This window comes from Nocardia sp. NPDC056064, assembly GCF_042266925.1.
Taxonomy (GTDB): domain Bacteria; phylum Actinomycetota; class Actinomycetes; order Mycobacteriales; family Mycobacteriaceae; genus Nocardia.
Map to the genome: position 1 here is coordinate 148800 of NZ_JBHJWO010000003.1, position 23132 is coordinate 171931.

The 23132-nt window shown below is 71.7% G+C and carries 21 protein-coding genes, 1 pseudogene and 1 riboswitch; of the genes and pseudogenes, 9 read left to right on the plus strand and 13 right to left on the minus strand.

Features of this window, described 5'->3' with window-relative positions; all coding sequences use genetic code 11:
- Positions 1–24 precede the first annotated feature (24 nt).
- Genes ACFC06_RS27320 through ACFC06_RS27355 form a run of 8 tightly spaced genes read right to left on the minus strand, consistent with a single transcriptional unit; the run spans position 25 to position 9727 of the window.
- On the minus strand, positions 25–1176 hold the full coding sequence (locus ACFC06_RS27320) for an LLM class flavin-dependent oxidoreductase (protein ID WP_375937703.1): 1152 nt from the start codon (positions 1174–1176) through the stop codon (positions 25–27).
- Positions 1173–1979: a DUF1684 domain-containing protein gene (locus tag ACFC06_RS27325; protein WP_375937705.1), complete on the minus strand. Its 807-nt coding sequence runs from the start codon at positions 1977–1979 to the stop codon at positions 1173–1175. Before ACFC06_RS27325 ends, ACFC06_RS27320 begins: the two co-directional genes overlap by 4 nt.
- Positions 1976–3340: an NtaA/DmoA family FMN-dependent monooxygenase gene (locus ACFC06_RS27330; protein ID WP_375937708.1), complete on the minus strand. Its 1365-nt coding sequence runs from the start codon at positions 3338–3340 to the stop codon at positions 1976–1978. The genes ACFC06_RS27325 and ACFC06_RS27330 overlap by 4 nt, the downstream gene beginning before the upstream one ends.
- Positions 3337–4512, minus strand: a complete 1176-nt coding sequence (locus ACFC06_RS27335; protein WP_375937711.1) for an LLM class flavin-dependent oxidoreductase — start codon at positions 4510–4512, stop codon at positions 3337–3339. Before ACFC06_RS27335 ends, ACFC06_RS27330 begins: the two co-directional genes overlap by 4 nt.
- Positions 4509–6149: a dipeptide ABC transporter ATP-binding protein gene (locus ACFC06_RS27340; protein ID WP_375937714.1), complete on the minus strand. Its 1641-nt coding sequence runs from the start codon at positions 6147–6149 to the stop codon at positions 4509–4511. Before ACFC06_RS27340 ends, ACFC06_RS27335 begins: the two co-directional genes overlap by 4 nt.
- Positions 6146–7039, minus strand: coding sequence for an ABC transporter permease (locus tag ACFC06_RS27345; protein WP_375937717.1), 894 nt, complete (start codon positions 7037–7039; stop codon positions 6146–6148). Before ACFC06_RS27345 ends, ACFC06_RS27340 begins: the two co-directional genes overlap by 4 nt.
- Before the next feature lie 35 nt (positions 7040–7074).
- Complete coding sequence (locus ACFC06_RS27350) at positions 7075–8070, minus strand: ABC transporter permease (RefSeq protein ID WP_375937960.1); 996 nt, start codon at positions 8068–8070, stop codon at positions 7075–7077.
- Positions 8071–8107: 37 nt separating this feature from the next.
- Positions 8108–9727: an ABC transporter substrate-binding protein gene (locus ACFC06_RS27355; RefSeq protein ID WP_375937720.1), complete on the minus strand. Its 1620-nt coding sequence runs from the start codon at positions 9725–9727 to the stop codon at positions 8108–8110.
- A 36-nt stretch (positions 9728–9763) separates the two neighbouring features.
- Positions 9764–9856, minus strand: a riboswitch (SAM riboswitch).
- A 213-nt stretch (positions 9857–10069) separates the two neighbouring features.
- Between ACFC06_RS27355 and ACFC06_RS27360 the strand changes: the two genes are divergently transcribed.
- From ACFC06_RS27360 to ACFC06_RS27370, 3 genes and pseudogenes are all read left to right on the plus strand, one after another.
- Complete coding sequence (locus ACFC06_RS27360; protein ID WP_375937723.1) at positions 10070–10774, plus strand: hypothetical protein; 705 nt, start codon at positions 10070–10072, stop codon at positions 10772–10774.
- A 199-nt stretch (positions 10775–10973) separates the two neighbouring features.
- A pseudogene (locus ACFC06_RS27365) lies at positions 10974–11120 on the plus strand (DUF4236 domain-containing protein); the annotation flags it as partial.
- 90 nt (positions 11121–11210) lie between these two features.
- Positions 11211–12050 carry a hypothetical protein gene (locus ACFC06_RS27370; protein ID WP_375937973.1) on the plus strand — a complete coding sequence of 280 codons (840 nt, stop codon included), beginning with the start codon at positions 11211–11213 and terminating at the stop codon, positions 12048–12050.
- 8 nt (positions 12051–12058) lie between these two features.
- Here ACFC06_RS27370 and ACFC06_RS27375 read toward each other — a convergent pair whose 3' ends face one another.
- The 5 genes from ACFC06_RS27375 to ACFC06_RS27395 all read right to left on the minus strand — a co-directional run bounded on the left by ACFC06_RS27375 (position 12059) and on the right by ACFC06_RS27395 (position 17100).
- Complete coding sequence (locus ACFC06_RS27375; RefSeq protein ID WP_375937726.1) at positions 12059–13228, minus strand: glycosyltransferase; 1170 nt, start codon at positions 13226–13228, stop codon at positions 12059–12061.
- 1 nt (position 13229) lies between these two features.
- The gene (locus tag ACFC06_RS27380; protein WP_375937729.1) at positions 13230–14009 is read right to left on the minus strand and encodes an LppM family (lipo)protein; all 780 of its coding nucleotides are present in this window, start codon (positions 14007–14009) and stop codon (positions 13230–13232) included.
- A 90-nt stretch (positions 14010–14099) separates the two neighbouring features.
- The gene (locus tag ACFC06_RS27385; protein ID WP_375937732.1) at positions 14100–14906 is read right to left on the minus strand and encodes a carotenoid biosynthesis protein; all 807 of its coding nucleotides are present in this window, start codon (positions 14904–14906) and stop codon (positions 14100–14102) included.
- Positions 14903–16471: a phytoene desaturase family protein gene (locus ACFC06_RS27390; protein WP_375937735.1), complete on the minus strand. Its 1569-nt coding sequence runs from the start codon at positions 16469–16471 to the stop codon at positions 14903–14905. Before ACFC06_RS27390 ends, ACFC06_RS27385 begins: the two co-directional genes overlap by 4 nt.
- Positions 16468–17100: a GNAT family N-acetyltransferase gene (locus ACFC06_RS27395; protein ID WP_375937738.1), complete on the minus strand. Its 633-nt coding sequence runs from the start codon at positions 17098–17100 to the stop codon at positions 16468–16470. The genes ACFC06_RS27390 and ACFC06_RS27395 overlap by 4 nt, the downstream gene beginning before the upstream one ends.
- Before the next feature lie 116 nt (positions 17101–17216).
- Between ACFC06_RS27395 and ACFC06_RS27400 the strand changes: the two genes are divergently transcribed.
- The 6 genes from ACFC06_RS27400 (at position 17217) to ACFC06_RS27425 (ending at position 23062) form a co-directional block, all read left to right on the plus strand.
- Positions 17217–17666: an SAV_6107 family HEPN domain-containing protein gene (locus tag ACFC06_RS27400; protein ID WP_375937741.1), complete on the plus strand. Its 450-nt coding sequence runs from the start codon at positions 17217–17219 to the stop codon at positions 17664–17666.
- A gap of 125 nt (positions 17667–17791) precedes the next feature.
- Positions 17792–18220, plus strand: a complete 429-nt coding sequence (locus tag ACFC06_RS27405) for a DUF3040 domain-containing protein (RefSeq protein WP_375937744.1) — start codon at positions 17792–17794, stop codon at positions 18218–18220.
- Positions 18221–18633: 413 nt separating this feature from the next.
- A complete protein-coding gene (gene mraZ, locus ACFC06_RS27410; RefSeq protein WP_375937747.1) occupies positions 18634–19065 on the plus strand; it encodes a division/cell wall cluster transcriptional repressor MraZ in 432 nt (143 codons plus the stop codon).
- Between the two features lie 138 nt (positions 19066–19203).
- Entirely contained in the window at positions 19204–20247 is a 1044-nt protein-coding gene (rsmH, locus tag ACFC06_RS27415) for a 16S rRNA (cytosine(1402)-N(4))-methyltransferase RsmH (protein ID WP_375937750.1), read from the plus strand.
- On the plus strand, positions 20244–21182 hold the full coding sequence (locus ACFC06_RS27420; protein ID WP_375937753.1) for a hypothetical protein: 939 nt from the start codon (positions 20244–20246) through the stop codon (positions 21180–21182). Before rsmH ends, ACFC06_RS27420 begins: the two co-directional genes overlap by 4 nt.
- Entirely contained in the window at positions 21179–23062 is a 1884-nt protein-coding gene (locus tag ACFC06_RS27425) for a peptidoglycan D,D-transpeptidase FtsI family protein (protein WP_375937756.1), read from the plus strand. The genes ACFC06_RS27420 and ACFC06_RS27425 overlap by 4 nt, the downstream gene beginning before the upstream one ends.
- Positions 23063–23132 lie beyond the last annotated feature (70 nt).

Genomic DNA, 23132 nt, shown 5'->3' on the forward strand with positions numbered 1-23132 from the left:
CCCAGGGGCGCTCCCACCGCCGGGTCAGGCGGCGCGCACGGTGCTGTGTGCCCACGCCTCGGCCAGGAGACGGTGGGATTCGAGGCGGTCGGCGTGGTCGTGGGTGATGGTGGTGACCAGTAGCTCGTCGGCCCCGGTGACCCGCTGCAACGCGGCGAGCCGTTCCACGGCGGTGGCCGGCGAACCGACGATCTGGGCGGCCAGCCGGTCCTCGACCAGGCGGACCTGGTCGGCGGTGAGCGGGGCGGCCGTGGCGGGGTCGAGGTATTCGGCCGCGCCGGTGCCGCTGCGCACGCTGTGCACCCAGTGGCCGTAGGTGCTCGCGCGGTGCCGGGCGGTGTCGTCGTCGGGGGCGACCACCACGTCGGCGGAGACGATCACGTGCGGGCGGGCGAGTCGCTCGGAGGGCCGGAAGGCCGCCCGGTACGCCTCGACCGCGTCCAGCGCCGTCCCCGGTGAGACGTGATAGGCCGCCGCGAACGGCAAGCCCAGCTCGCCCGCCAGCTTCGCGCTCTCCCCGGCCGAACTGCCGAACAGCCACACCTCGGCGTCGATGCCCTCACCCGGAACAGCGTGCAGCGCCACACCATTGGACGCGACATAGGTCCCGTCCAGCAGGGCCCGGATCTCGGCGACCTGGTCGGCGAACTCCGGCGACTCGGCACCGGGCTGCTGCAGGGCCTCACCCGCGGCGACGAACCGGGAGCGATCGGTGATGCGGCGCGGATCGAACGGCGGCGGCACCACCACGCCGTCGCGGATCTCGGTGCGCCCGGTCACCGTGTCCAGCACCGGATGCCCGCCCTTGGCGGTGCTCGCCTCGGCGCCGAACTGGGCGCGCCGGTGTCCGGAGCGGCCGAGGCCGATGTCGACCCGGCCGGGCTGGACGGCGTCGACGATGCCGAACGCCTCCACGATCGAGGCCGAGGTGTGCTGACCCACCTGCACCGCGCCGGTGCCCACCCGGATCCGCGAGGTGGCCGCGGCGATCAGGGCGAGCAGGGTCAGCGACGCCGAGCTGGCCACCGACACGAAGTGGTGTTCGGCCAGCCAGTAGCGCCGGTAGCCCCACTCCTCGGCGTGGCGGGCCAGGTCGACCGAATTGCGCACGGCCTGCGCGGCATTCGAGCCCGCGCTGATGGGGGACAGGTCCAGGATCGAGAGGGGAACGCTCACTGCTTCGGATCCTTCTCGCCCGCTTCGATCGCCACCCGCAGCCGGTTCTCCGGCGGCGCGATCGGGCAGGTCGCGAAATCGGTGAAGGCGCACGGCAGATTCACCGCCCGGTTGAAATCGAGGGTGACGGTGCCGTCGGCCTCCACCGCGCCCAGCGCCAGCGACCGCGCGGCCGGGTAGGTGGTGACGCCGCTGGTGGCGTCGGTGAACAGCACCCGCAGATCGGCGGGCGTGCCGAAGGCGACCACCGTCTCGGTGACGGTGCCGATCCGGAACTCCACGGTGCCTGCGGCGGCGTGGTGGTGCTCGAGCCCGTCCACGACGGCCCCGGTGGTGACGACGCGCTCGTCGTCGAAGGCGGTGAAGCGCCCGGTGACCACCCAGCGCGGGTCCACCGGATAGGCGGCCACCCCGGTGAACGCGGCCAGGGTGGGCGCGGCGGGATCGTGCACGCGCACCGCGTACTGCCCCGAGCGCCGGATCACCTCGTAGACCTTCTCCTCGTTGAGCACGCTGATGCCCGGCGCGCCCTCGGCCGGGATCACGATGCGCACCCCGGCGATCCGCTCGCCGTCCACGTCGAGCCGGTCGGCGGGCTGGGCGGTGATGAACACCTTGTCGTCGGTGACCCACCAGGTGCCGGGCAGGCCGTCGATGCGTTCGGGCTGGTCGGTGAGCCAGTGCAGGGCGGTGAAACTGAGCCAGCCGAGGGGGTCGCGCAGCCCGTCCTCGCGGGCGTCGTGCCAGCGCTGCCAGTCGTCGGTGAAGGTGGTGGGGGCGGTGTGGTCGACGGTGATGGTCATGACGCGCGTGCTCCTTCGGCGACGGGATGGTGGGGATGACGCAGACCCAGGTGGTCGCGCAGGGTGGTTCCGGAGTAGGCGGTGCGGAAACTGCCTCGGTCCTGCAGTTCGGGCACCACCGTGTCGACGAATTCGTCGAGGCCGGTGGGTGTGAGGTGGGGGACGAGGATGAACCCGTCGGCGGCATCGGACTGCACGTAGTGGTCGATCTGGGCGGCGACCTCGGCCGCGGTGCCGACGAACTGCTGCCGCGCGGTGACCTCGATGACGAGCTCGCGGATGCTCAGCTTCTCCGCGGCCGCCTTCTCCCGCCACGCCTTCGCCACGGCGACCGGGTCTTTGGTGTGCCGGACCCGGCCGCGGGTGATCTCGGCGGTGGCGTCGGGTTCGATCTCGGGCAGCGGGCCGTCGGGGTCGTAGCCGGACAGGTCGCGGCCCCAGATCTGTTCCAGGAAGGCGATCGCGGTCTGCGGGCTCACCTGCTGGTAGCGGATCGCGCGGGCCCGCTCGTGGGCGTCGGCCGCGGAGTCACCCAGGACGAAGGTGGCGGCCGGGAAGACCAGCAGTTCGTCGTGGGCGCGACCGTATTTCGCGAGCCTGCCCTTGATATCGGTATAGAACTTCTGGCCCGCCTCGAGGGTGCCGTGCACGGTGAAGATGGCATCGGCGGTGCGGGCGCCGAACTCGCGGCCCTCGTCGGAATCGCCCGCCTGCAACAGCACCGGGTGTCCCTGCGGGCTCGGCGGCACCACGAACGGCGCCTCGATGTCGAAGTGCGCGGTGTGCACGGCGGTGGTGGGGATCTCGCGGGCGAACACACCCCGCTCCCGGTCGAGGACCAGCGAGTCGGCGGGCCAGCTGTCCCACAGCGCCCGCGTCGCCGCCACCACCTCGGCCGCGCGCCGGTAGCGCTCGCCGTGCTCGAGATAGCCACCGCGCCGGAAGTTCTCGCCGGTGAACGCGTCGGAGGAGGTGACCACATTCCACGCCGCCCGGCCACCGGAGAGGTGATCGAGCGCCGCGAACTGCTTGGCCAGCTCGAACGGCTCGTTGTAGGTGCTGTTGATGGTGCCCGCCAGCCCCAGCCGCTCGGTCACCGCGGCCACGGCATTGAGCACGGTCAGCGTGTCGGGCCTGCCGACCACGTCCAGATCGTGGATGCGCCCGCGGTGCTCGCGCAGCCGCAGCCCCTCGGCGAGGAAGAAGAAGTCGAACAGCCCGCGCTCGGCCGTACGCGCCAGATGCTCGAACGAGGCGAAGTCGACCTGCGACTTCGACGCCGGGTCGGCCCAGACGGTGGTGTTGTTGACGCCGGGGAAATGCGCGGCGAGATGAACTTGCTTGCGGGGCTTCGCGGTCACAGGATCGCTCCGGTAGGTGTGGCGTAACGGCTGGCCGGGCGGGGGAGCCCGAGCTGCTCGCGGAAGGTGGTCGGCGCGGTGCCCTCGGTGTCGAGCCCCTCGACGGGTTCCCCTGGGCCGCGGTGGGTGGTGAGCGCGGCGAGGGTCGCGTGCAGCGCGAGGGGTCGCAGGACGACACCGTCGACCACGCCGGCCGACTCGGCGAGCAGCGCATCGAGGTCGGCGGCCGTACCCACCAGCCGCAGGTCGCCATCGAGAGCAGCCGACCCGGTCTCGGTCGGTGTGCCGACGGTGCCCAGCCACCGGTCGAGCTCGGCGATTTCGGCCTCGGCGGTCGATACCGAATCGGCCAGGTGGACCGGCAGGTCGAGCAGGATGCGCACCTGATCCGGGTCACGACCCTCAGCGGCGAGGGCAGCGCGCAGGGTGCGGCGGCGGTCGGCGGCGGTGGCCGGGTCGGGGGCGGTGACGCGGATGAGGTCGGCGCGGTGGACGGCGAGGGCGGTGGAGAACTCGTCGTCGGCGCGGACGGTGACGATCGACTGGCCCTGGGGGGAGCGCGGGGTGATGGACGGGCCCTTCACCGCGAAGTTGTCGCCGGTGAAGTCGATGTAGTGCAGGCGGTCGCGGTCGATGAAGCGGCCGGTGGGGACGTCGCGGATCTCGGCGTCGTCCTCCCAGCTGTCCCACAGCCGGGTCACCACGTCCACCGCCTCGCCGGCCTCGTGCCACAGCGACGCCGCGTCCTGGACATCCTTGCGGCCGAACGCTTTCGCCTCGACGGTGCCGGGGGAGACGGTCACCTCCCAGCCCGCGCGGCCCGCGCTCGCGAAGTCCAGCGCGGCGATCGCCTTGGACACGTGGAACGGCTCGGTGTGGGTCACCGTGACCTGCGGGATCAGGCCGATGCGCCGGGTGAGCGGGGCGGTGCGCGCGGCCACGGCGACGGCGTCGAGCCGCCCCCGGACAACCCCGGCGCCACCCTCCTGCACGGCGAAGGAATCGGGCAGGAAGACCGCGTCGAGGCCGAGCCGTTCGGCCTCGGTCACCAGCGTGGTCCAGTAGCGCGCGGTGAACAGGTCCTCGGCGCGCGAGTCGGCGCGCCGCCAGGACGCGGGATGGGTTCCGGTGCCCGCGAGTTCGAGACCGAGGAACCAGGTGGGCCCGCTCATCGGAGGTCCTTTCCGTCGACGGTGCCGATCCGGACACCCGGATCGGGGATCGCCGCGAGCAGCTCGCGGGTGTAGGGGTCCTGCGGGTCGGTGAACAGGGTGGCGGTGGGCCCGGTCTCGACGATCCGGCCGTGCCGCATGACCGCCACCCGGTCGCTGATCTGGCGCACCACCGCCAGGTCGTGCGAGATGAACAGGTAGCCCAGCGACAGTTCGGTCTGCAGCGTGTCGAGCAGGTCGAGGATCTGGGCCTGCACCGAGGCGTCCAGGGCGGAGACCGGCTCGTCGAGCACCAGCAGATCGGGGCGCAGCGCCAGCGCGCGGGCGATGGCCACCCGCTGACGCTGCCCGCCGGACAGTTCCGCGGGCCTGCGCTCGGCGAAATCGGCGGGCAACGCGACCTGTTCGAGCAGCTCCCGCACCCGCGCGGGCCGGTCGGCGATGCCGTAGGCGCGCAGCGGTTCGGCGATGATCTCGCCGACCCGCCAGCGCGGGTCCAGCGAGGAGTACGGGTTCTGGTACACCACCTGGAACCGCCTGCGCAGCGCCCGCAGCCTGCCGCGGCGCGCACCGGTGAGGTCGTGCCCGTCGAAGGTCACCGTGCCGCGGTCGGGTTCGGTGAGCCGCACCGCGATCCGCGCGGTGGTCGACTTGCCCGACCCGGATTCGCCGACCAGGGCCAGGGTCTCGCCACGGTCGAGGGAGAACGCGACATCGTCGACGGCGGTGATCCCGCCGGCGTGGAAACGCTTGTGCAGGGCCCGCACCGACAGCAGCGGCGTCTGCGCGCGCGGGCGCGGCGGCCGGAACCCGGTCGGTGCCAGCGCGGGCGAGGCGGCCAGCAGCCGCCGGGTGTAGGGGTGGGTTGGGTGCGTGAGAACTTGTGCGGCGGGGCCGGATTCGACGACCTCGCCCTGTTCGAGCACCACGATCCGGTCCGCGCGTTCGGCGGCCACGGCCAGATCGTGGGTGATCAGCAGGACGGCGGTGCCGCGCGCGGCGATCCGCTCGGCCAGCCGGTCGAGCACCCGCCGCGCCACCGTCGCGTCGAGCGCGCTGGTGGGTTCGTCGGCGATGACCAGTTCCGGCCCGCAGGCCAGGGCGATGGCGATGAGCACCCGCTGACGCTGCCCGCCGGACAGTTCGTGCGGATACTGCTTCGCCCGCACGGCGGGCCGGTCCAGTCCGACCTCCTCGAGCAGCGCGAGGGCCCGCACGGCCGCGCCCCGGCGGTCGGCCCGCCGGTGCACCCGCAGCGCCTCGGCCACCTGATCGCCGATGCGCCGGACCGGATTGAGCGACAGGCCCGGGTCCTGCGGCACGAACCCCACCCGGGCGCCGCGCAGCCGCCGCAAGGACTTCTCGTCGGCCGGGTCGACCCGTTCACCGCCGAGCTCGATCCGCCCGCCGGAGATCTGCGCTGCCTCTCCGAGCAGACCGATCACCGCCTGCGCCAAAGTCGACTTCCCCGAACCGGATTCACCGACCAGCGCGACGACCTCCCCGCGCGCCACCTCGATCGAGGCCCCGCGCAGCGCGGGCACCGTCCGGGCGCCGGTACGGTAGTCGACCCGCAGATCCGTCACCCGCAGCACCGGGGCGTCGCCCTCGGGAGAGTCGATTGCCTTGTCGCTCATCGGTTCCCGCTCCTTCCTGCCGCCCGGCCCAGGCGCTGGGCCGAGAGCACGACGGCGATGATCACCAGACCCGGCAGGGTGGTGAGCCACCACGCCGAGGCCAGGAAGTTGCGGCCCTCCGAGATCAGCGAACCCCATTCCGGTGTGGGCGGTTTGGTGCCGTAGCCCAGGAAGCTGAGCGAGGACACCGCCAGCACCGCCATCCCGAATTCCACCGCGGCCAGGGCCAGCACCGGCTGCACCGAATTGGGCAGCACGTGCCGCGCCAGCACGGCGTACCAGCGCACCCCGGAGGCGTGCGCGGCCTCCACATAGGGCGCGTGCCGCACCCGCAGCACCTCCGAGCGCAACACCCGGGCGAAATTGGCGATCAGCGCGACACCCACGGCGATGGCCACATTGCGGGTGCCGAAGCCGAGCGCGGTGACCAGCGCCAGCGACAGCAGCAGCGCGGGAATCGAGAGCAGCACATCGACCACCCGCATGATCACCGTGTCGACGATCCCGCCCGCCGCGCCCGCCAGCAGACCCAGCAGCGAGCCCGCGACCAGCGCGATGGCGACCGCCGAGAGGGTCGCGGTGAGCGAGAGCCCGGCCCCGTGCACCATGCGGGTGTAGAGGTCGCGGCCGAGATTGTCGGTGCCGAACCAGTGCGCCGCGCCGGGCGGCTGGAACTTCTCGGCGGGCACGCCGGTCAGCGGGTCACCGGAGGCGAACACCGAGGGCGCGAGCGCCCAGCCGACCGCCACGGCCAGCACCGCCAGCGAGGCGAGCAGCCCGAGCCGCGCGCGGACCCAGCGGGCGGCCTCGGCCACGCGGTGGGTGTCGACGGCGGTGCCGGTGGTGGTGTGCTCGGCCACCGGGGATCGGCGGATCAACAGGTCAACCATGGTGGCTCCCTTCGGTTTCGGTAGGGGAGAAGGACTCAGACACCGCCCACCACCTGCGGGGTCTCGGCGTCGTCGGTGGTCTTCGCGTTCTTGGCGGCGGTGGTGCCGGTGATCCGGGGATCGAGCAGCGGGTAGAGCAGGTCGATCAGCAGATTCACCACCACGAAGATCAGCGCCGAGAACAGCACCACGCCCTGCACCACGGGGATGTCCTGGTTGAGCACGGAGGTCTGGGTCAGGCGCCCGATGCCGGGCCGGGCGAACACCGACTCCACCACCACCGAACCGGCCAGCATGGTGCCGACCAGCACTCCGGCGATCGTGAATGCGGGCACGCTCGCCAGCCGGGCGACGTGGCGCCACTGCACCCACCACCGGGAGGCGCCCTTGGCCAGCGCCACCTCGGTGAACGGCTGACGCCAGGTCTGGGCCAGCCCCGCCGCGAGCACCTGGGCGATCACCGCCCCCACCGGCAACGCCAGGGTGAGCGCGGGCAGCAGTGTGCCGCGCAACCCCGTGCCGCCGAAGGCGGGGAACCAGTGCAGCCGGAAGGAGAACAGCTGCAACAGGATCAGGCCGGTCCAGAAGGTCGGCACCGCCACCCCCAGCGGCGGCAGCGCGGCCAGGGTGTTGCGCAGCCACGGCCGGCGCGTGTAGGTGGCCGCGAAGGCCAGCGCCGTCCCGCCGAGGATCGCGAACAGCAGCGCCAGCGCCGACAACGCCAAGGTCGAGGGCAGGGCGTCGGTCAGTGCCTCGGTCACCGGCTGCCCGGAGGCGATGGAGCGCCCCAGATCACCGGTGACGGCATGACCCAGCGCCGTCACGTACTGGTCCCACAGCGGCTGGTCCAGCCCGTAGCGGGCCTGCATCTCGGCGACCGCGGCCTGATCGACCGGCGTGCCGCTGCTGATGTCGGCCGCCATCGACACCGGGTCCGAGGGCAGCAGGTACAGCACCACGAACGACACCGTGAACGCCGCCCACAGCACCCAGAGCGCCTGCAGCACCCGCGAACCCACGTACCTCGGCAGGCCCGAGTGCCGCAGCGTCGCGACCACCCCGCTCATCTCAGTGCCCGCTCAGCCAGGTGTCGAAGAACTGCAGCCGGGCCGAGGCCTCGAAGGTCAGATCCTGGGTGTGCCCGGCCGCGCCGATCGCCTGGGACAGCTCGACGGTCGGCAGGATGAGCCCGTTGTCGAGCACCTCGCGCTGGGCCTGCTCGATGAGCGCGGCCCGCGCCGCGGTGTCGGTGGTGGCCAGCTGCTGGTCGAGCAGCTGGTCCAGGGCCGGAATCGGGCCGCGCGCGTTCAGATTGCGTCCGGCCAGGGCGTAGGAGGTGCGCAGGATGTCACCGTCGGCGCGGGTCGAGTTGCCGTAGACCGCGTCGTAGTCCTTGGCGTTCTGGCGCGCGATGGCCTCCGGCGTGGACACCAGGTCCAGTTTCAGGTCCACCCCCACCTGGCGCAGCTGCTGCTGCGCCAGCTCCAGCACGGCCTGGTTGCCCGCGAACACCTGGCTGAAGGTGATCGCGAAGCTCAGCCGTTCACCGTTCTTGACCCGGATGCCGTCGGCGCCGGGCACCCAGCCCGCCTGGTCCAGCAGCGATTTCGTCTTCGCGGGGTCGTAGGCCAGGCGCGCGGACTGGTCGAGGTAGGCCGGGGTCGCCGAGGCCAGCGACGAGGTGGCGGGCTTGAACTGCGGGCCGAGCACGGTGTCGACGAGCTGCTGGCGGTCGAGCGCGGGCAGCAGTGCCTGGCGCACGGCCGGGTCACGCAGCGGACCGCGGGTCACGTTGAACTGCAGGCCGAACGGGGTGCCCGGGTTCGAGGTGGACAGCACCCGGCCGCCGGTCGCCTCGATCTGCGGGGCGTCCTGGGGCAGCGCGTCACTGATGGCGTCGAGCTGACCCGACGACAGGCTGCCGGTGCGCACACCCGACTCCGGCACCACCGTGAACTCGATGCGGTCCAGGTAGGCCTCGCCCTTGTGCCCGAACACGGCCGAGCCCCAGTTGTATCCGGTGCGCTTGGCCAGCGTCGCGGAGATGTCCTGCTTGTACTCGGCGTAGGTGAACGGGCCGCTGCCGATGTTGTCGCCCGCGCACCGCGCGTCGGCGGACTTGGCATTGGTCGAGGCGGCCAGGATGCCGAGCTGCGGCGTCGAGGAAGCCTGCAGGAACTGCGCGTTGGGCTGACTGAACTCGACGCGGGCGGTGAGCTTGTCGACCGCGGTCGTGCCCACGTAGTTGGCCAGGTAGCTCACGCCCAGCGGCGCCTCGACGCCGCCGAGGCGGATGATCGCGTCGAAGGTGTCGCGCACCGAGTCGGCGGTGAGCGCGGTGCCGTCGCTGAAGGTGACGCCGTCGGCCAGGTGGAAGGTGAACACCTTGGCGTCGGGACTGACCTCCCAGCGCTGCGCGAGCCACGGGGTGATCTCGCCGGTGGCGGGGTCCTGATCGGTGAGCGAATCGACGATCTGGCGGGCCACGTAGATGGTCTGGTTGGTGCCCGACTGGGCCGGATCCGAGCAGGTCGGCGCGCCGGACAGACCGTAGCGCAGGGTGCCGCCGGGTTGCGGCGGACCGGCGTCACCACCGGATCCCGCGGTGTCGCTGCCGCAGGCCACCACGGTGGTGACGGCGGCGAGTGCTCCGGCGAGAGCGGCGAGGCGATGACGAGGACGGATCACGGGGTGACTCCAGGGATGCGTGGCATGGGTGAGAGACCTCCATCGGACCTGGCAGAAGCACCCACCCGTTCGACGGGTTGGTTGCTGCGACGTCGTCGAGCCAGGTCTCTCGGTCGCTCTGGATGGTTGCGCCCCGGCTGCTCGGAGCTGAACCAGCATGTGGCACAGACCGGATGGTTCACAACGGTAGAAATCAGCGTGAGCGCAGCAGTTGGGCGCGCGGTCCGCGACCGGCATACTGGCGCGGCATCAGGCGGAGGGGAGGGGCGTGTCCATCGCCCGGATCAGCGGTTTCGCGGAGTAGCGTCGGATTTCCGAGTGCCGACGATGAGGAGTTGCGCCGTGATCGTGCCGCGTCGTACCACCGCACTGACCGCGCTGACGGCCTGCGCCGCCCTGTTGCTGACCGCCCCCGCCGCCACCGCGCAACCGGCCACTCCGGCCGTCACCCGCGACGCCCCCGCCACCACCACCGCGGGCCCCGCCGACCTGCTCGGCGCCTACCAGACCGTCGTCGAGACACTGAAAGCCCTGGGCGTGCAGCCGTTCCTGTACCCCACGGTCGCCGCCGACTGCGCGGGGGACGGCCTCGGCCTGGTCCCCGCCGTCGCGGGCGCCGTCCCCGGCCCGTGGCCCAGCAACGCCGTGCCGATTCCCGGCCTCGACCTGACCGCCGTGAAGTCGGGCCAGACCCTGTTCACCTTCCTGCCCTACGGCCTGGCCCCCGACACCCCCGCCACCGACACCGCAGGCATGCAGGTCGCCTGGCTCAACATCAGCACCGGCCGCGGCGGCCTGGCCTCGATGGGCTCGATCGCCGAGATCGTGCGCGCCATGGTCCCACCGGAAGTCCCGGTGGAACTGCGCCCCCTCGCCGAGAACGCCATCCGCGACTTCTTCTTCACCGCCATCCCCCTCGGCGGAGTCCGCGCGGTCCCCGTCGACACCGGCCACGGCACCATCCTCGCCGCCGTCTTCGGCACCACCGACAACGCAGGCAAATCCTGCTTCTTCTTCCCCACCATCGGCATCACCGAGGTCCCCTGAACCCCTGCCCACGACGGGCATCGAGATCTCGAGGGTCCGTGTGTTCCGGGAAGTCCCAGGTATGTGGCTGTAACGGGCCGTCGGCCCGATACGAGATCCTGGCAGAGCTCTGCGGGTACACCACCGAACCGAGAACGGCGCATCGGGCCTTCTGCGTGGAGCTATCGCTGGCTACCACCTACCTGGACCGGAGAAGCGCATGGGGATCTATGTTCGGCAGTCGCTGAACGCCGGACCGTTCCGGTTCAATATGTCCCGGTCAGGACTCGGCGTCAGCGTCGGAGTCCCCGGCTTTCGGATCGGCAGCGGACCGCGGGGCAACTACGTCCACGCGGGCGCACACGGCGTCTACTACCGGGCATCGCTGGGCGGCGCGCGCCCGTCGCCCACGAACCGCACGACCACCTCGCACCGGCCGAACCCGGCTCCCGTCCCCATGGCCGATCTCACCGGCGCGGACGCCACGCAACTCCTGCCCACCGGACCCGGTGACCTGATCGAACAGCTCAACTCCGCCGCCGGTCAGGCGAGAACAGCACCATGGGCCTTCGGCATACTCGGCATACTCGTCCTCGCGACCCTGCCGTTCGGCCTGCTCCTCCTGCTACCGGCGGTTCCGCTGGTCTGGTGGCTGGCCATGCACGACCAGGCCAGACGCAATGTCGTGGTCTTCTACGATGTCGCCGATCACCCCGCGGCCTGGTTCGGAGCGCTCAACGAGTCATTGATGGAATACGCGGCCTCGCAAGGAAAGTGGCGGATCAACGCGCACGGCGGTCTGGCCACCGTTCATCAGCGGAAGATCAACGGAAACGCGAGCAGTCTGCTCGAACGCACCGCCGTCACAGTCACTTTCGACCACCCGAAGCATCTGGTCACCAATGTCGCCGTCCCGACCATCACCAGCGGACACGACGCGCTGCACTTCCTTCCCGACCGCCTGCTCCTCCGTACGGGCAAGCGATACAGCGACGTCAGCTACGGCATCCTCTCGGTCCAACCGTCCACACGCCGATTCATCGAATCCGGAACCGTGCCTACCGACGGCGTACACGTCGACACGACATGGCAGTTCGCCAACGTGAACGGTGGTCCCGACCGCCGGTTCAAGAACAACAGGATGCTCCCGGTCATGCAGTACGGGAACGTGCAGCTCGCGAGCCCCAGCGGCCTGAATTGGGACCTCCAATTCTCTCGGATCAACGCCTTCGATCGCGCCGCCCGTACTCTCCGAGAGCCCCCGAACCTTCCGCAGATCTCAGGCGGTCAGACCTAGGACAGAACCTAGGCGCGCAGGGGGATCGATGTGTCGGGGGTGACCAGGGGGCGCTGTTTCCAGCGCAGGTCGCCGGTGCGGTGGCGCCGGTGCGAACGGACCCACAGCGTCAGGTAGTGGCCGACGGCGAAGGGATGGGCCGTGGCGGAGAGGATGTCGGTGCGGTCGGGGCGGTGGCGGGTTTCGGTGCTGCGGGCGATGATTCGGCTCGTGACGGCCGCCAGGTAGCCCAGGAGGCCGATGCGGCGGGTGCGGCCTCGGCCGAGGAGAGCCGCCAGTGGGGGGACCCAGTAGGCCAGGGCGAGGAGCAGGCCCACGGCGGCACCGGTCTCGACGCGTCCGCCGTAGGCCGACCACAGCCAGCGGGTGTAGCCGTTGGTGAGGTCTTCGGTGCCGGAGTACATGCGGGTGCGGGCGGCATGGCTCGCGGTGACCAGGGCGGTGCGGTGACCGGCCCGGCGCAGGGCCCTGGCCAGGTCGAGGTCCTCGGTGGCGCTGGCGGCCACGGCGGCGTGCCCGCCCCCGGCGCGATAGGCCTCGGCGTCGACCGCCAGGAACTGCCCGCAGGCTACCGCGGTGGACGGGCGCAGACTGTGGTTGGCCGGGCCCACCGGCAGGGTCGAGGCCCACGACCAGGCCAGCAGCGGCTGGAGCAGCTGCTCGGTGCGCGACCCCGACTCCTGCACCGGCCACGCCGACACCAGACCCGCACCGCGCCTGCGCAATTCGGTGACCGCCGCGGCGACCGCCTGCGGGGCCAGTCGCACATCGGCGTCGACGAAGACCAGCGCGGCCGCGTCGGCGCGGGCCGCCAGCCGCGCGCACGCGGCGGCCTTACCGGTCCAGCCGGGCGCGGGATGGGCGGCCGAGCGCAGCACGGTGAACCGTTCGTCGCCGCCGATCGCGGCGAGCGCGGCCTCGTGGGTGCCGTCGGTGGAGGCGTCGTCGAGGATCAGCACCCGCAGGCGCGGCACGCCGGTCTGGGCGCGCAGATCCGCGATCAGCGCGGGCAACCGCGCGGCCTCGTCGCGCGCGGGGACACACACGGTGACCGGCTCGATCACGCCCGACACCCGCCGCGGCAGGGTGCGCAGGGTGAGCAGGTTGTAGACGGCGGTGCTCGCGCCCAGCGTGGCCAGGCCGGTGCCCAGCCAGGTCAGCGCGCGGCCCGCCCCCATGTCAGCGGCCCAGCCTGCGGGCGGCGATATCGCGCCACATCTCGCCCGGCGAGAAGCCGCCGCGCGGGGCGTTCGGCGGGCCGGGGTTGCGGTTGCGGAAGGCCATGCCCGCCACCAGCGCGGCCACGGCGAGGGTGATGCCGCCGACGATGCCCGCCCAGCCCGCGAACGAGCGGGTGTTCGGGTCGGCGTACTTCACTTCGGCGCGCAGGGTCGAGACCTCACCGGCGGGCAGTTTCCAGGAGACGGTGTTGTCGCCCTCGCGGGTGCCGTTGGTCTTGGCCACGCGCGAGGGGAACGCGATGGAGAACTGTACGTCGGAGCCGTGCGGCGGCACCGATTCCAGGTCGACGCGCCCGTTGAGGCTCACCAGGTCGCCCGAGCGCTGGAACTCCAGGCTGAACATGCCCTGGGTCTGGTCCGACAGTCCGCCCAGCTGGCCGACCTCGCCGAAGGTCAGGTCGTCGAAGAACACCTGGGTGCCGACGTAGCCGTCCTGGTTGTAATTCTCCACCCGCACCTTGGCCGCGACCTGGTCCGGTGCCTTCAGCTGCGGCCCCTTGTCGTCGGGCCCGGTCGGCACCACCGCGGCCACGATGCGCCCCGACACCCGGTCGTTGGACGACACGCCCATCGACACCTGCACACGCAGGCAGCCGGCCAGCGCGGGCACCAGCAGGGCCAGCAGGACGGCGACGGCCGCGACGCGCCGGGCGGGCACGCGGGAACGCGGCGAAGTGGGGGTCAGGTCGGCGACGGGACTCGGCTGCACGGTTGACATCGTGCCAGGCCCGGGCCCGAGAACCCACCCGACGGGGCCGGTGCGTTCCACCGACCCGTGCCGAACAGCGCTTTCGTCCCCGGCCCGGCGTCAGGGCCGGGGTTCGCGGAGTGCGCGGAGACCGCGCAGCACCAGCGGAATCCCCAGCGGCGCCAGCCCCACGAAGCCCCACACCGCCGACGCGGGCAGCCCGAGAAACACCGCGTGCGCGAGGGCGGAGCCGAGCCAGGTCCAGCAGAACACGGCCACCGGCACCGCCACCGAGACGACCACCCGCTTCCGGTCGAGCACGCTGAGCAGCACCGCCATCAGTGTCGCGACCAGCGCCCAGCCCAGATAGTTGGTGCAGGGGATCTGCGGCAGCCCGGGCAGCCCGGCATCGGTGACCGCCCAGGTCCACTGCCCGTCGGTGACCATCTGCGGGTCGAGGAACAGATCCCAGCCCACCGCCCCGAGCACGAACAGCGCCGCGCGCCCCACCACCGAACCGGTGAGCAGCCCCGCGACGATCCAGACCGGGTACAGCCCACCGGTCCAGGCCAGTGGCACCACCAGCGGCACCTCCGCGAGCGCGGGCCCGAGCCGGTCGGTGGCATAGGTGTAGGTCCCGAACGGGAATCCGGTCGCGGTGCCGACGATCTCGGCGGTGAGCCCGAGCCCGGAGACGATCACGAAGAACCCGGCCGCCCAGCGCGGCCCCCGGGTGGTCGCCGCGTGCAGCAGCGCCGTGCCCGCCGACAGCAGGACGACCGCCACGGTGATCCGGTCGCGCGCCACGCCGTCGCTCAGTGGATAGGTGATCTGCACCAGCACCAGCAGCACCGCCGAGACCGCGGGGATCACGCGCCGCGGATCGTCGCGGACCCAGTCGCGCAGTGGCGCGGCGGAGACGTTCATCGTCGGCGCGGCAGCGGGAACCGGCGCTGATCACGCAGGACCAGCTGTGCGGCGCTGCGACCACTCGCACCGGAGACACCGCCGCCCGGGTGGGTGGAGGCGCCGGTGAGATAGAGGCCGGGCGCGCCGGGCACGCGCTGGTTCGACAGTTCGGGCAGCGGCCGCCACAGCATCATCTGGTCCAGCGACATCTCCACGTGCATCACATTGCCGCCGCGCAGCCCCATCTCGCGTTCCAGATCCACCGGGGTCTGCACGAACCGCTGCCGCACCGAGGCGCTGAATCCCGGTGCGTACCGGTCGACCTCGGCGACGATGCGGTCCGCCTCGCGGTCGGCGTGCCGGGCCCAGCTGCTGCCGTCGGCCAGCGCGTAGGGATGCCACTGGGCCCACAGCGAGAGCTGATGCTGTCCCGGCGGTGCGATGCTCGGGTCGACCGCGCTGAAACTCATCGCCAGCACCACCGGGCGCGGCGGCAGCGCACCGCCGAGCGCGGCACCGTGGGCCCGGCGCAGCTGATTGCGGTCCGAGACGAGGAACTGCAGGCCGCGCGCGGAATCGGAGGGGAACGCGCCGGGATAGTGGGGGAGCCGGTCGGTGGCCAGGCGCACCACCATGCCGATGCCGGGGCCGACGCGGATGCGGCGCTGCCAGTCGTCGAGGGTGGGGGCGTCGAAACCGCCCGCGCGAAGCAGCTCGATGGTCGAGAGGATGTGCGCGCCCGCGACCACGGTGTCCGCGGTCAGGGTGCGCGCGGCGGTGCTCACCTGCCACCGGTCACCGGTGCGGCGCAGGGCGGTGACGGCCTCGCCGGTGTGCAGCTCGCCGCCGTCGGCCCGCAGCCGCGCGATCAGGGCCGCGCTCAACGCCCCACTTCCCCCCACGGCCCGTCCGGGCGGCAGGGTGTGCATGAGCGCGGCGAATCCGGCCATCGGCGCGGTGCCCGGTTCCGACATGGGCGGCCCGGACTGTGCCCCGAACCAGGCCAGCGAGGCCTTGAGGCGTTCGTCGTCGAACCAGTAGTCCAGCAGCGCGTCCCCGGACTGCAGGAACTCCCGCGACAGCGCGCTGCCACCGTCGCGGGCGTCCAGCCCCCAGAACGAGCGCATCAGCCGTCCGGGGGTCGGCGGCGTGCCGAACGCGCGCATCACCCGGGCACTGCGCTCACTCCACACGCCGACGAAGCGCCGGTAGGCGTCGGCATCGCGCGCGCCGCATGCGGCCGCGACGGAGGCGCAGGTCTGGTCGAGATCGCGATGGAACACGATCGGCGCGCGCACCCCGTCCGAGGGCGTGAAACCCCACGGATCGCAGTCCAGATAGCGCAGGCCGAACCGGTCGAGCTCGAGCTCCTCGATGATCCCGGTGTGCCGGATCATGATGTGCGCCGAGGAACCGCGGTCCACCTGATGACCCGGGAACCGCTCGACCGTCGACACGGCACCACCGGGCACCTCGTCGCGTTCGAGCACCACCACCCGCTGCCCGGCCCGGGCCAGATAACAGGCCGCGACCAGCGCGTTGTGTCCCGAACCGACGACGACGCAGGTCTGCGGCGCGCTCATTCCCGGCTACCGGCGGCGGGCAGCGGCAGCCGCCTGCCGAGGATCGCGAACGGCCTGGTGTCGCCGGCGAAGACGAAATTGCGGATCACATCGGTGAATCCGGCCCGCCGGTACAGCCGCCAGGCCCGGTTGGCCTCCTCGGGCACCTCCGGCGTCGAGAGCAGCACCGCCGCCTCCGGGCGATCGGCCAGCAGCCGTTCCAGCAGCGTCGAGCCGATCCCGCGGCCCTGCGCGGACGGGTGCACGTGCAGTTCGGTGAGCTCGAAGTAGTCGGCGAGCAGGTCGCGCGCGGCGGCCTCGGGCCAGCCGCAGCGGCGCATCCCGGTGTGTACCTGCTGATGCCACCACTGGCGCGGGGCGCCGCTGTAGCCGTAGGCGATGGCCAGGATCGGCGAGGTGCGCAGGTCGACGGCGCCCGCGTCGTCGGGCAGCAGGGCCGCCACCGCGCGCCAGCCCGCGCGGGTGGTGTGCTCGGTCCACATCGGGGCGCGGTGGTGCTCGGTGCCGCGCGGATAGTCCATGGCGGCGACGTACACCGACAGGGCGTCGTGCAGGCGCGCGCGGAGCGCGGCGACACTGAGGTCGACGACGACGGGTGCGGGGATGTGATTGGGCTTGACGGCTGTCATGGCTCTCGTCGGTGGCGCGCGGACGCGGAAGTTGTCGGTGGGTGTCCCTATATTCAATCCCAATTCAAACGTTCGAATGCTTGTTCGATCTGTGCGAGGGGTGAAAGGGGCAGCAGATGGCTGGTCGCAATGATGGTCGGGAGCACGCGGCGCACGACGGTCGCGCGGGCGGACTGCTACGTCAGGCCGACACCCTGCTCACCGATTCGGCCTGGGAACACGACCCGGGGGAGCGGCTGCGCACCGCCTACCTGGCCGCGCTGCGCGGCGCGGGCGCCATGATCGCGCTCACCGGCGCCGACCGGGCACCGCGGGCGCGCTCGCGCAGCGCCTGGGTGTTACTGAGACGCGCCTCACCGGAGTTCGCGATGTGGGCCGACTACTTCGAGGCGCACTCGCAATTGCGGGCCGCGCTGGAGGCCGGACTGGACCGCGCGATCACCGACACCCAGGCCGACGAGTTCTGCTCACGGGTGGGCGCATTCCTCTACGACGTCGACGATGCGCTGGTCGCCGCGGTCAAGACCCGGCCGCAGCCGAGTCGCGACCGGGACATGACTGCTTAGTTATCACCGAGTAGGTGGTACGGCTTCGATCGAACTCGTATCATGGGGAGCAGATAGCCGCCAAGGTCGGCTACCCGTCGCCTACCCGGAGGCGACCAGCCACGCCTAGTGCCGGGGGAGGTACCGTGCCACTCTCCGAGCACGAGCAGCGCATGCTCGAACAGATCGAGAGCGCTCTCTATGCTGAGGACCCGAAGTTCGCCTCGTCCGTCCGCGGCGGACGACTTCGCTCCACGTCGAGCCGACGGAGGCTCCAGGCCGCGGCGTTGTTCGCCATCGGTCTGGTACTTCTCGTCGCCGGCCTCGCCCTTCCGTTCAAGCCGGGCGGATTCCCGATCATCAGTCTCGTCGGATTCATCGCCATGTTCGGCGCCGGCGTCCTGCTGATGCTCGGCAACTCGCACCGGTCCGCACACCCGGATCAGTCCGAGGGTCCCGCCAAGAGCGCGGGCGCCACCGGCGGGTCGTCCGGTCGCGGCGGCCGCCAGCGCAAGTCCGGCGGTTTCTCCGAACGGATGGAAGACCGCTTCCGCCGAAGGTTCGAGCAGGAGTAGCTCGCCCCTCGCCGGAGCGCACAACAGCATCGAAGGCGGCGCCGCACCCCATCCGGGTGCGGCGCCGCCTTCGCCTGTTCGTCCCCGGAACTCCCGGGAAGGGCGATGCCCCCACTTTCCCCGCCCCTCCCCACCGGGCCCCGCCGAATTCCCCCACGCCGCCGTATTACCCGCCGGTACCTGCGATGTTTGCTGAACGTTGTCGGGACCCGGGGTGGCCGACCCGCGCGGGTTCTCCGAACACGCGATAACCCCGAATCTCAGTGATAGCTGGGATGACCTGCGGAATTGTGTTGGCGGGGAGCGAGATCACCCAGGGTTTCGATTGAAAGTGGGGGAAAGTGGGGTAATGTGGGTCGCGCACTACAGGAGAGGCCGTTACGGCGAGGTGATCCAGTAGGGAGGTGGCCGGGATGTTTCTCGGTACCTACACCCCCCGCCTGGACGACAAAGGGCGACTGACGTTGCCCGCGAAGTTTCGAGACGAACTGGCGGGAGGGTTGATGGTCACGAAGGGTCAAGACCACAGCCTGGCCGTGTATCCGAAAGACGAGTTCACCGCGCTCGCGCGGCGGGCCGCGGCGGCGTCTCGAAGCAACCCGCAGGCAAGGGCTTTCGTTCGAGCACTGGCCGCGGGCACCGACGAACAACGTCCGGACGCACAGGGCCGGATCACGCTGTCGCCGGACCATCGGCGCTACGCGAACCTCATGCGGGATTGCGTGGTGATCGGCTCGGTCGACTTCCTCGAGATATGGGACAAGCAGGCGTGGGAGTCCTACCTCGACGAGCACGAGGAGGACTACGCGCAAGCCAGAGACGAGTCGCTGGGCGGAATCTTCTAGCCCGGAGCACGCGAGTGCTGCGAGGCCTCTGCCCGGGCGTGGACCCTGACGTACTTCCCCGACGCCAGGTGCCGCGCCTCGGTCAGAGACCTCGACGCATTCGCGAACACCATTCTCATTCGAAAAGCACTGTGTGGCATGGCGACTCGTCTGCGACGCGAGGTCCTATCCCGGGAGGTCGAGGTGAACCATGACACCGAGAACCCCCGTCATGTGCCGGTCCTGCTCGGCCGTGCCGACGAGCTGCTCGGCCCCGCGCTGAGCGAGCCGGGCGCGGTCTATCTCGACGCGACCCTCGGCCTCGGCGGGCACGCCGAACATTTCCTGCGCACCTACCCGCAGGCGCGGCTGGTCGGTCTCGACCGCGACACCACCGCGCTGAAGCTGGCCGGCGAGCGCCTGGCGCCCTACGCCGACCGGATCACCCTGGTGCACACCCGCTACGACGGCATCCCCGCCGCGCTGGCCGAGGCCGGGTTACCCGAAATCGGTTCCGTCTCCGCGATTCTCATGGATCTCGGGGTGTCGTCGATGCAGCTGGACGAGGCCGACCGCGGTTTCGCCTACTCGGTGGACGCCCCGCTGGACATGCGGATGGACCCCACCACCGGACCCACCGCGGCCGACGTGCTCAACACCTACAGCCACGGTGACCTCGCCCGGGTGCTCAAGACCTACGGCGACGAACGCTTCGCGGGCAAGATCGCCTCGGAGGTGTTGCGCCGCCGCGCCGTTCGCCCGTTCGGTACCAGTGCGGAGCTGGTCGAGCTGCTCTACGACACCATTCCGGCCGCGGCGCGGCGCACCGGCGGGCATCCCGCCAAGCGCACGTTCCAGGCGCTGCGGGTGGAGGTCAACGGCGAGCTCGATTCGCTGCGCGCGGCGCTGCCCGCCGCGCTCGACGCCGTGCGCGTCGGCGGGCGGATCTGCGTCATGTCGTACCAGTCGCTCGAGGATCGGCTGGTCAAGCAGGAGTTCGCGCCCCGGATCGTGTCCAGGTCCCCGATGGATCTGCCGGTCGAATTGCCCGGCATGGGACCGGAATTCCGGATGCTCACCCGGGGCGCGGAGAAAGCGACGGAGTCCGAGATCGAGGTCAACCCACGATCGGCGCCGGTGCGGATGCGCGCGGCGGAACGGATCGCGGAGAGATCAGGGAGGACACAGGAGGGGACACGATGAGCGTGCGGACGAGCACCGTCGCCGTGCCGGGGCGTACGGCCCGTCGCGTCGAGGCGGCCGACCGAGTCAAATCCGGTGCCGCCCAGCGGGCCTACGCCCGCAAGCGCACCAGGGCCCAGCTGCTCGACGGCATCGAACTGCCCGAGCGGGCGTCGACGATGGCTGGGCGGATCCCGTTCGTCACGGCCATCATCGGACTGCTCGGCTGCGGCCTGGCCCTGACCCTGCTGCTGACCACCCGTGCCGCCGAGGACAGCTATCAGCTCGGTGACGCGCGTGCGGTCAACCGCAAGCTCGCCGACGAGCGGGCCGCGCTGCAGCGTGAGGTGGCCGCCGCCGACTCGGCACCCGAACTGGCCGCGCGCGCCCGCGAACTCGGCATGATCCCCGCCAAGGACCCGGCCCGGCTGGTGCTCGGCCCGGACGGCGAGATCACCGTCATCGGCACGCCCTCGCCCGCGCAGGGCGCGCCCGCCCCGCCGCTCAACGGCCCGCCGACCACCACCCCGAACCCCGCCTCGCCGAATCCGGCGCAGGCGCAGGGGGAGCGGGTGGTGCCGGTGCAGCCCGGGGCGCTCACCGCGAGTCCCGCCGCGCCCGGCGCTGTTCCGGCGCCCGTCCTCGCCTCGCCCGGCGCGGTGCCCACCCCCGCGGCGACCGCGCCGGTGGGTGTGCCCGCCCCGCAGCCGACGACCCCCGCGGCGCCCGCGCCCGCCGAGGTGCCCGCGCCCGTGGAGGATCAGGCACCCGCCGCGGGCCAGAGCCCCGTCGAGCCCACGCTGGTGCCCGATCGGGTCGAGGTCGCCGTCACCCCCGAGGAATCGCCCCTGGTCCCCGCCGAGACCGCGCCGCCCGCACCGGGTGTCGTGGCCGGTGCGCCCGCCGCGCCGAGTGAGGCGCCGCAGCAGATCGGAACGGAGGGCGGCCCCCGATGAGGCGCAGCGGATCCGCGTCGCAGCCGCGACGCGGGCCGGTCTCGTCGCGGTCGCGCCGCTCCGGGCCGCTCTCGCCGGACCGGCCGGTCCGGCTGCGCCTGGGCATCGGCCGGGTCACCCTGCTGGCCACCCTCGCCGTGGTCGCCCTGCAACTGCTCTACATCCAGAGCCTGGCCGCGCCCGCGCTCTCGGCGCAGGCCGCTTCCCAGCGCACCCACAAGGAGACCGAGGCCGCCGTGCGCGGCCCGATCACCGACCGCCACGGCAACCGGCTCGCCTTCACCATCACGGCCAATGCGCTGACCTTCCAGCCGGTCCGGGTGCGCGAGCAGCTCGCCGACGCCAAGAAGACCAAGCCCAAAGCGCCCGATCCGGACCAGCGGCTGAAGGACATCGCGAAGTTCATCCACGACAAGCTCGGTGACAGCGGTCCCAAGGAAGCCGAGCTGCTCGACAAACTGCGCAGCGACAAGCCCTTCCACTACCTGGCCCGCAATGTCGACCCGCGCGTGGCCACCGAGATCAAGACCAAGTACCCCGAGGTCGGCACCGAACGCCAGGATCTGCGCGAATACCCCGGCGGCGCACTGGCCGCCAATGTGGTCGGCGCGACCGGCTGGGACGGGCACGGGCAGATCGGGCTGGAGTCCGCGCTGGACTCGGTGCTCGCCGGTACCGACGGATCACGCACCTACGACAAGGGTTCCGACGGCGCGGTGATCCCCGGCAGCTATCGCGATCAGCAGCCCGCCGTCAACGGATACGGCGTGGAACTGACTCTCGACGAGGACCTGCAGTACTACGTGCAGCAGCAGGTCCAGCAGGCCAAGCAGCTCTCCGGCGCGGCCTCGGCCTCGGCCGTGGTGCTCGACGCCAAGACCGGCCAGGTGCTGGCCATGGCCAACGACAACACCTTCAATCCCGCGCTGGGACCGCAGCACTGGGCCTCGGCGAACATGAGCAACCCCTCGGTCGCCGAGCCCTTCGAACCCGGTTCGGTGAACAAGATCGTCACCGCCGCCGCGGCCATCGAGTACGGGGTCACCAACCCGGACGAGGTCCTGCAGGTGCCCGGCTCGATCCGGATGTCCGGGGTCACCGTCAACGACGCCTGGCAGCACGATGTGGCGCCCTACACCACCACCGGCGTGTTCGGGAAGTCCTCGAATGTGGGCACTCTCATGCTCGCCCAGCGCGTCGGCGAGGACCGCTTCGCCGACATGCTCGACCGCTTCGGCCTGGGCAAGCGCACCGGCATCGGCCTGCCCGGCGAGAGCCCGGGGCTGCTGCCCGCGCGCGACCAGTGGTCCGGCGGCACCTTCGCCAATCTGCCCATCGGACAGGGCCTGTCGATGACGACCCTGCAGATGACCGGCATGTACCAGGCCATCGCCAACGACGGCCTGCGCATCCCGCCGCGCATCGTCAAGGCCAAGATCGCCCCCGACGGCACCCGCACCGACGAGCTGCAGCCCGACGGCGTGCGGGTGGTGAGCCCGCAGACCGCGCAGACCCTGCGGGAGATGTTCCAGGCGACTGTGCAGAAGGACCCGATGGGCGTGCAGATGGGCACCGGCGGGCAGGCCGCGATCGAGGGCTACCAGGTGGCGGGCAAGACCGGCACCGCGCAGAAGGTCGACCCGGCCTGCCGCTGCTATTCGACCTCGTCGTACTACATCACCTTCGCCGGGATGGCGCCCGCCGACAACCCGCGCTACGTGATCGGCATGATGCTCGACGCGCCGGTCCGCAGCTCCGACGGCAGCGGCGGCGGATCGGCCGCACCGCTGTTCCACAGCATCGCCTCCTGGGCTCTGCAGCGTGACCGGGTGCCGCCGTCGCCGGAGCCCAAGCGCCTCGTCCTGGAGGCCGGGCTCTGACCGCTCGGCTCATGCGCAACCCGCGTTGTCCGTCCGACTCCGCGCGTCGGTAACCTGACTGCTCGTCTCG

What these genes read in the sequence shown, in the direction of transcription:
- mraZ (WP_375937747.1), top strand. Translation starts at nt 18,634, where the DNA reads ATGTTTCTCGGTACCTACACCCCCCGCCTGGACGACAAAGGGCGACTG.
- ACFC06_RS27425 (WP_375937756.1), top strand. Translation starts at nt 21,179, where the DNA reads ATGAGGCGCAGCGGATCCGCGTCGCAGCCGCGACGCGGGCCGGTCTCG.
- ACFC06_RS27325 (WP_375937705.1), bottom strand. Translation starts at nt 1,979, where the DNA reads ATGACCATCACCGTCGACCACACCGCCCCCACCACCTTCACCGACGAC.
- ACFC06_RS27370 (WP_375937973.1), top strand. Translation starts at nt 11,211, where the DNA reads ATGGCCGATCTCACCGGCGCGGACGCCACGCAACTCCTGCCCACCGGA.
- ACFC06_RS27390 (WP_375937735.1), bottom strand. Translation starts at nt 16,471, where the DNA reads ATGAGCGCGCCGCAGACCTGCGTCGTCGTCGGTTCGGGACACAACGCG.
- ACFC06_RS27385 (WP_375937732.1), bottom strand. Translation starts at nt 14,906, where the DNA reads ATGAACGTCTCCGCCGCGCCACTGCGCGACTGGGTCCGCGACGATCCG.
- ACFC06_RS27340 (WP_375937714.1), bottom strand. Translation starts at nt 6,149, where the DNA reads ATGAGCGACAAGGCAATCGACTCTCCCGAGGGCGACGCCCCGGTGCTG.
- ACFC06_RS27335 (WP_375937711.1), bottom strand. Translation starts at nt 4,512, where the DNA reads ATGAGCGGGCCCACCTGGTTCCTCGGTCTCGAACTCGCGGGCACCGGA.
- ACFC06_RS27345 (WP_375937717.1), bottom strand. Translation starts at nt 7,039, where the DNA reads ATGGTTGACCTGTTGATCCGCCGATCCCCGGTGGCCGAGCACACCACC.
- ACFC06_RS27420 (WP_375937753.1), top strand. Translation starts at nt 20,244, where the DNA reads ATGAGCGTGCGGACGAGCACCGTCGCCGTGCCGGGGCGTACGGCCCGT.
- ACFC06_RS27400 (WP_375937741.1), top strand. Translation starts at nt 17,217, where the DNA reads ATGGCTGGTCGCAATGATGGTCGGGAGCACGCGGCGCACGACGGTCGC.
- ACFC06_RS27375 (WP_375937726.1), bottom strand. Translation starts at nt 13,228, where the DNA reads ATGGGGGCGGGCCGCGCGCTGACCTGGCTGGGCACCGGCCTGGCCACG.
- rsmH (WP_375937750.1), top strand. Translation starts at nt 19,204, where the DNA reads ATGGCGACTCGTCTGCGACGCGAGGTCCTATCCCGGGAGGTCGAGGTG.
- ACFC06_RS27395 (WP_375937738.1), bottom strand. Translation starts at nt 17,100, where the DNA reads ATGACAGCCGTCAAGCCCAATCACATCCCCGCACCCGTCGTCGTCGAC.
- ACFC06_RS27380 (WP_375937729.1), bottom strand. Translation starts at nt 14,009, where the DNA reads ATGTCAACCGTGCAGCCGAGTCCCGTCGCCGACCTGACCCCCACTTCG.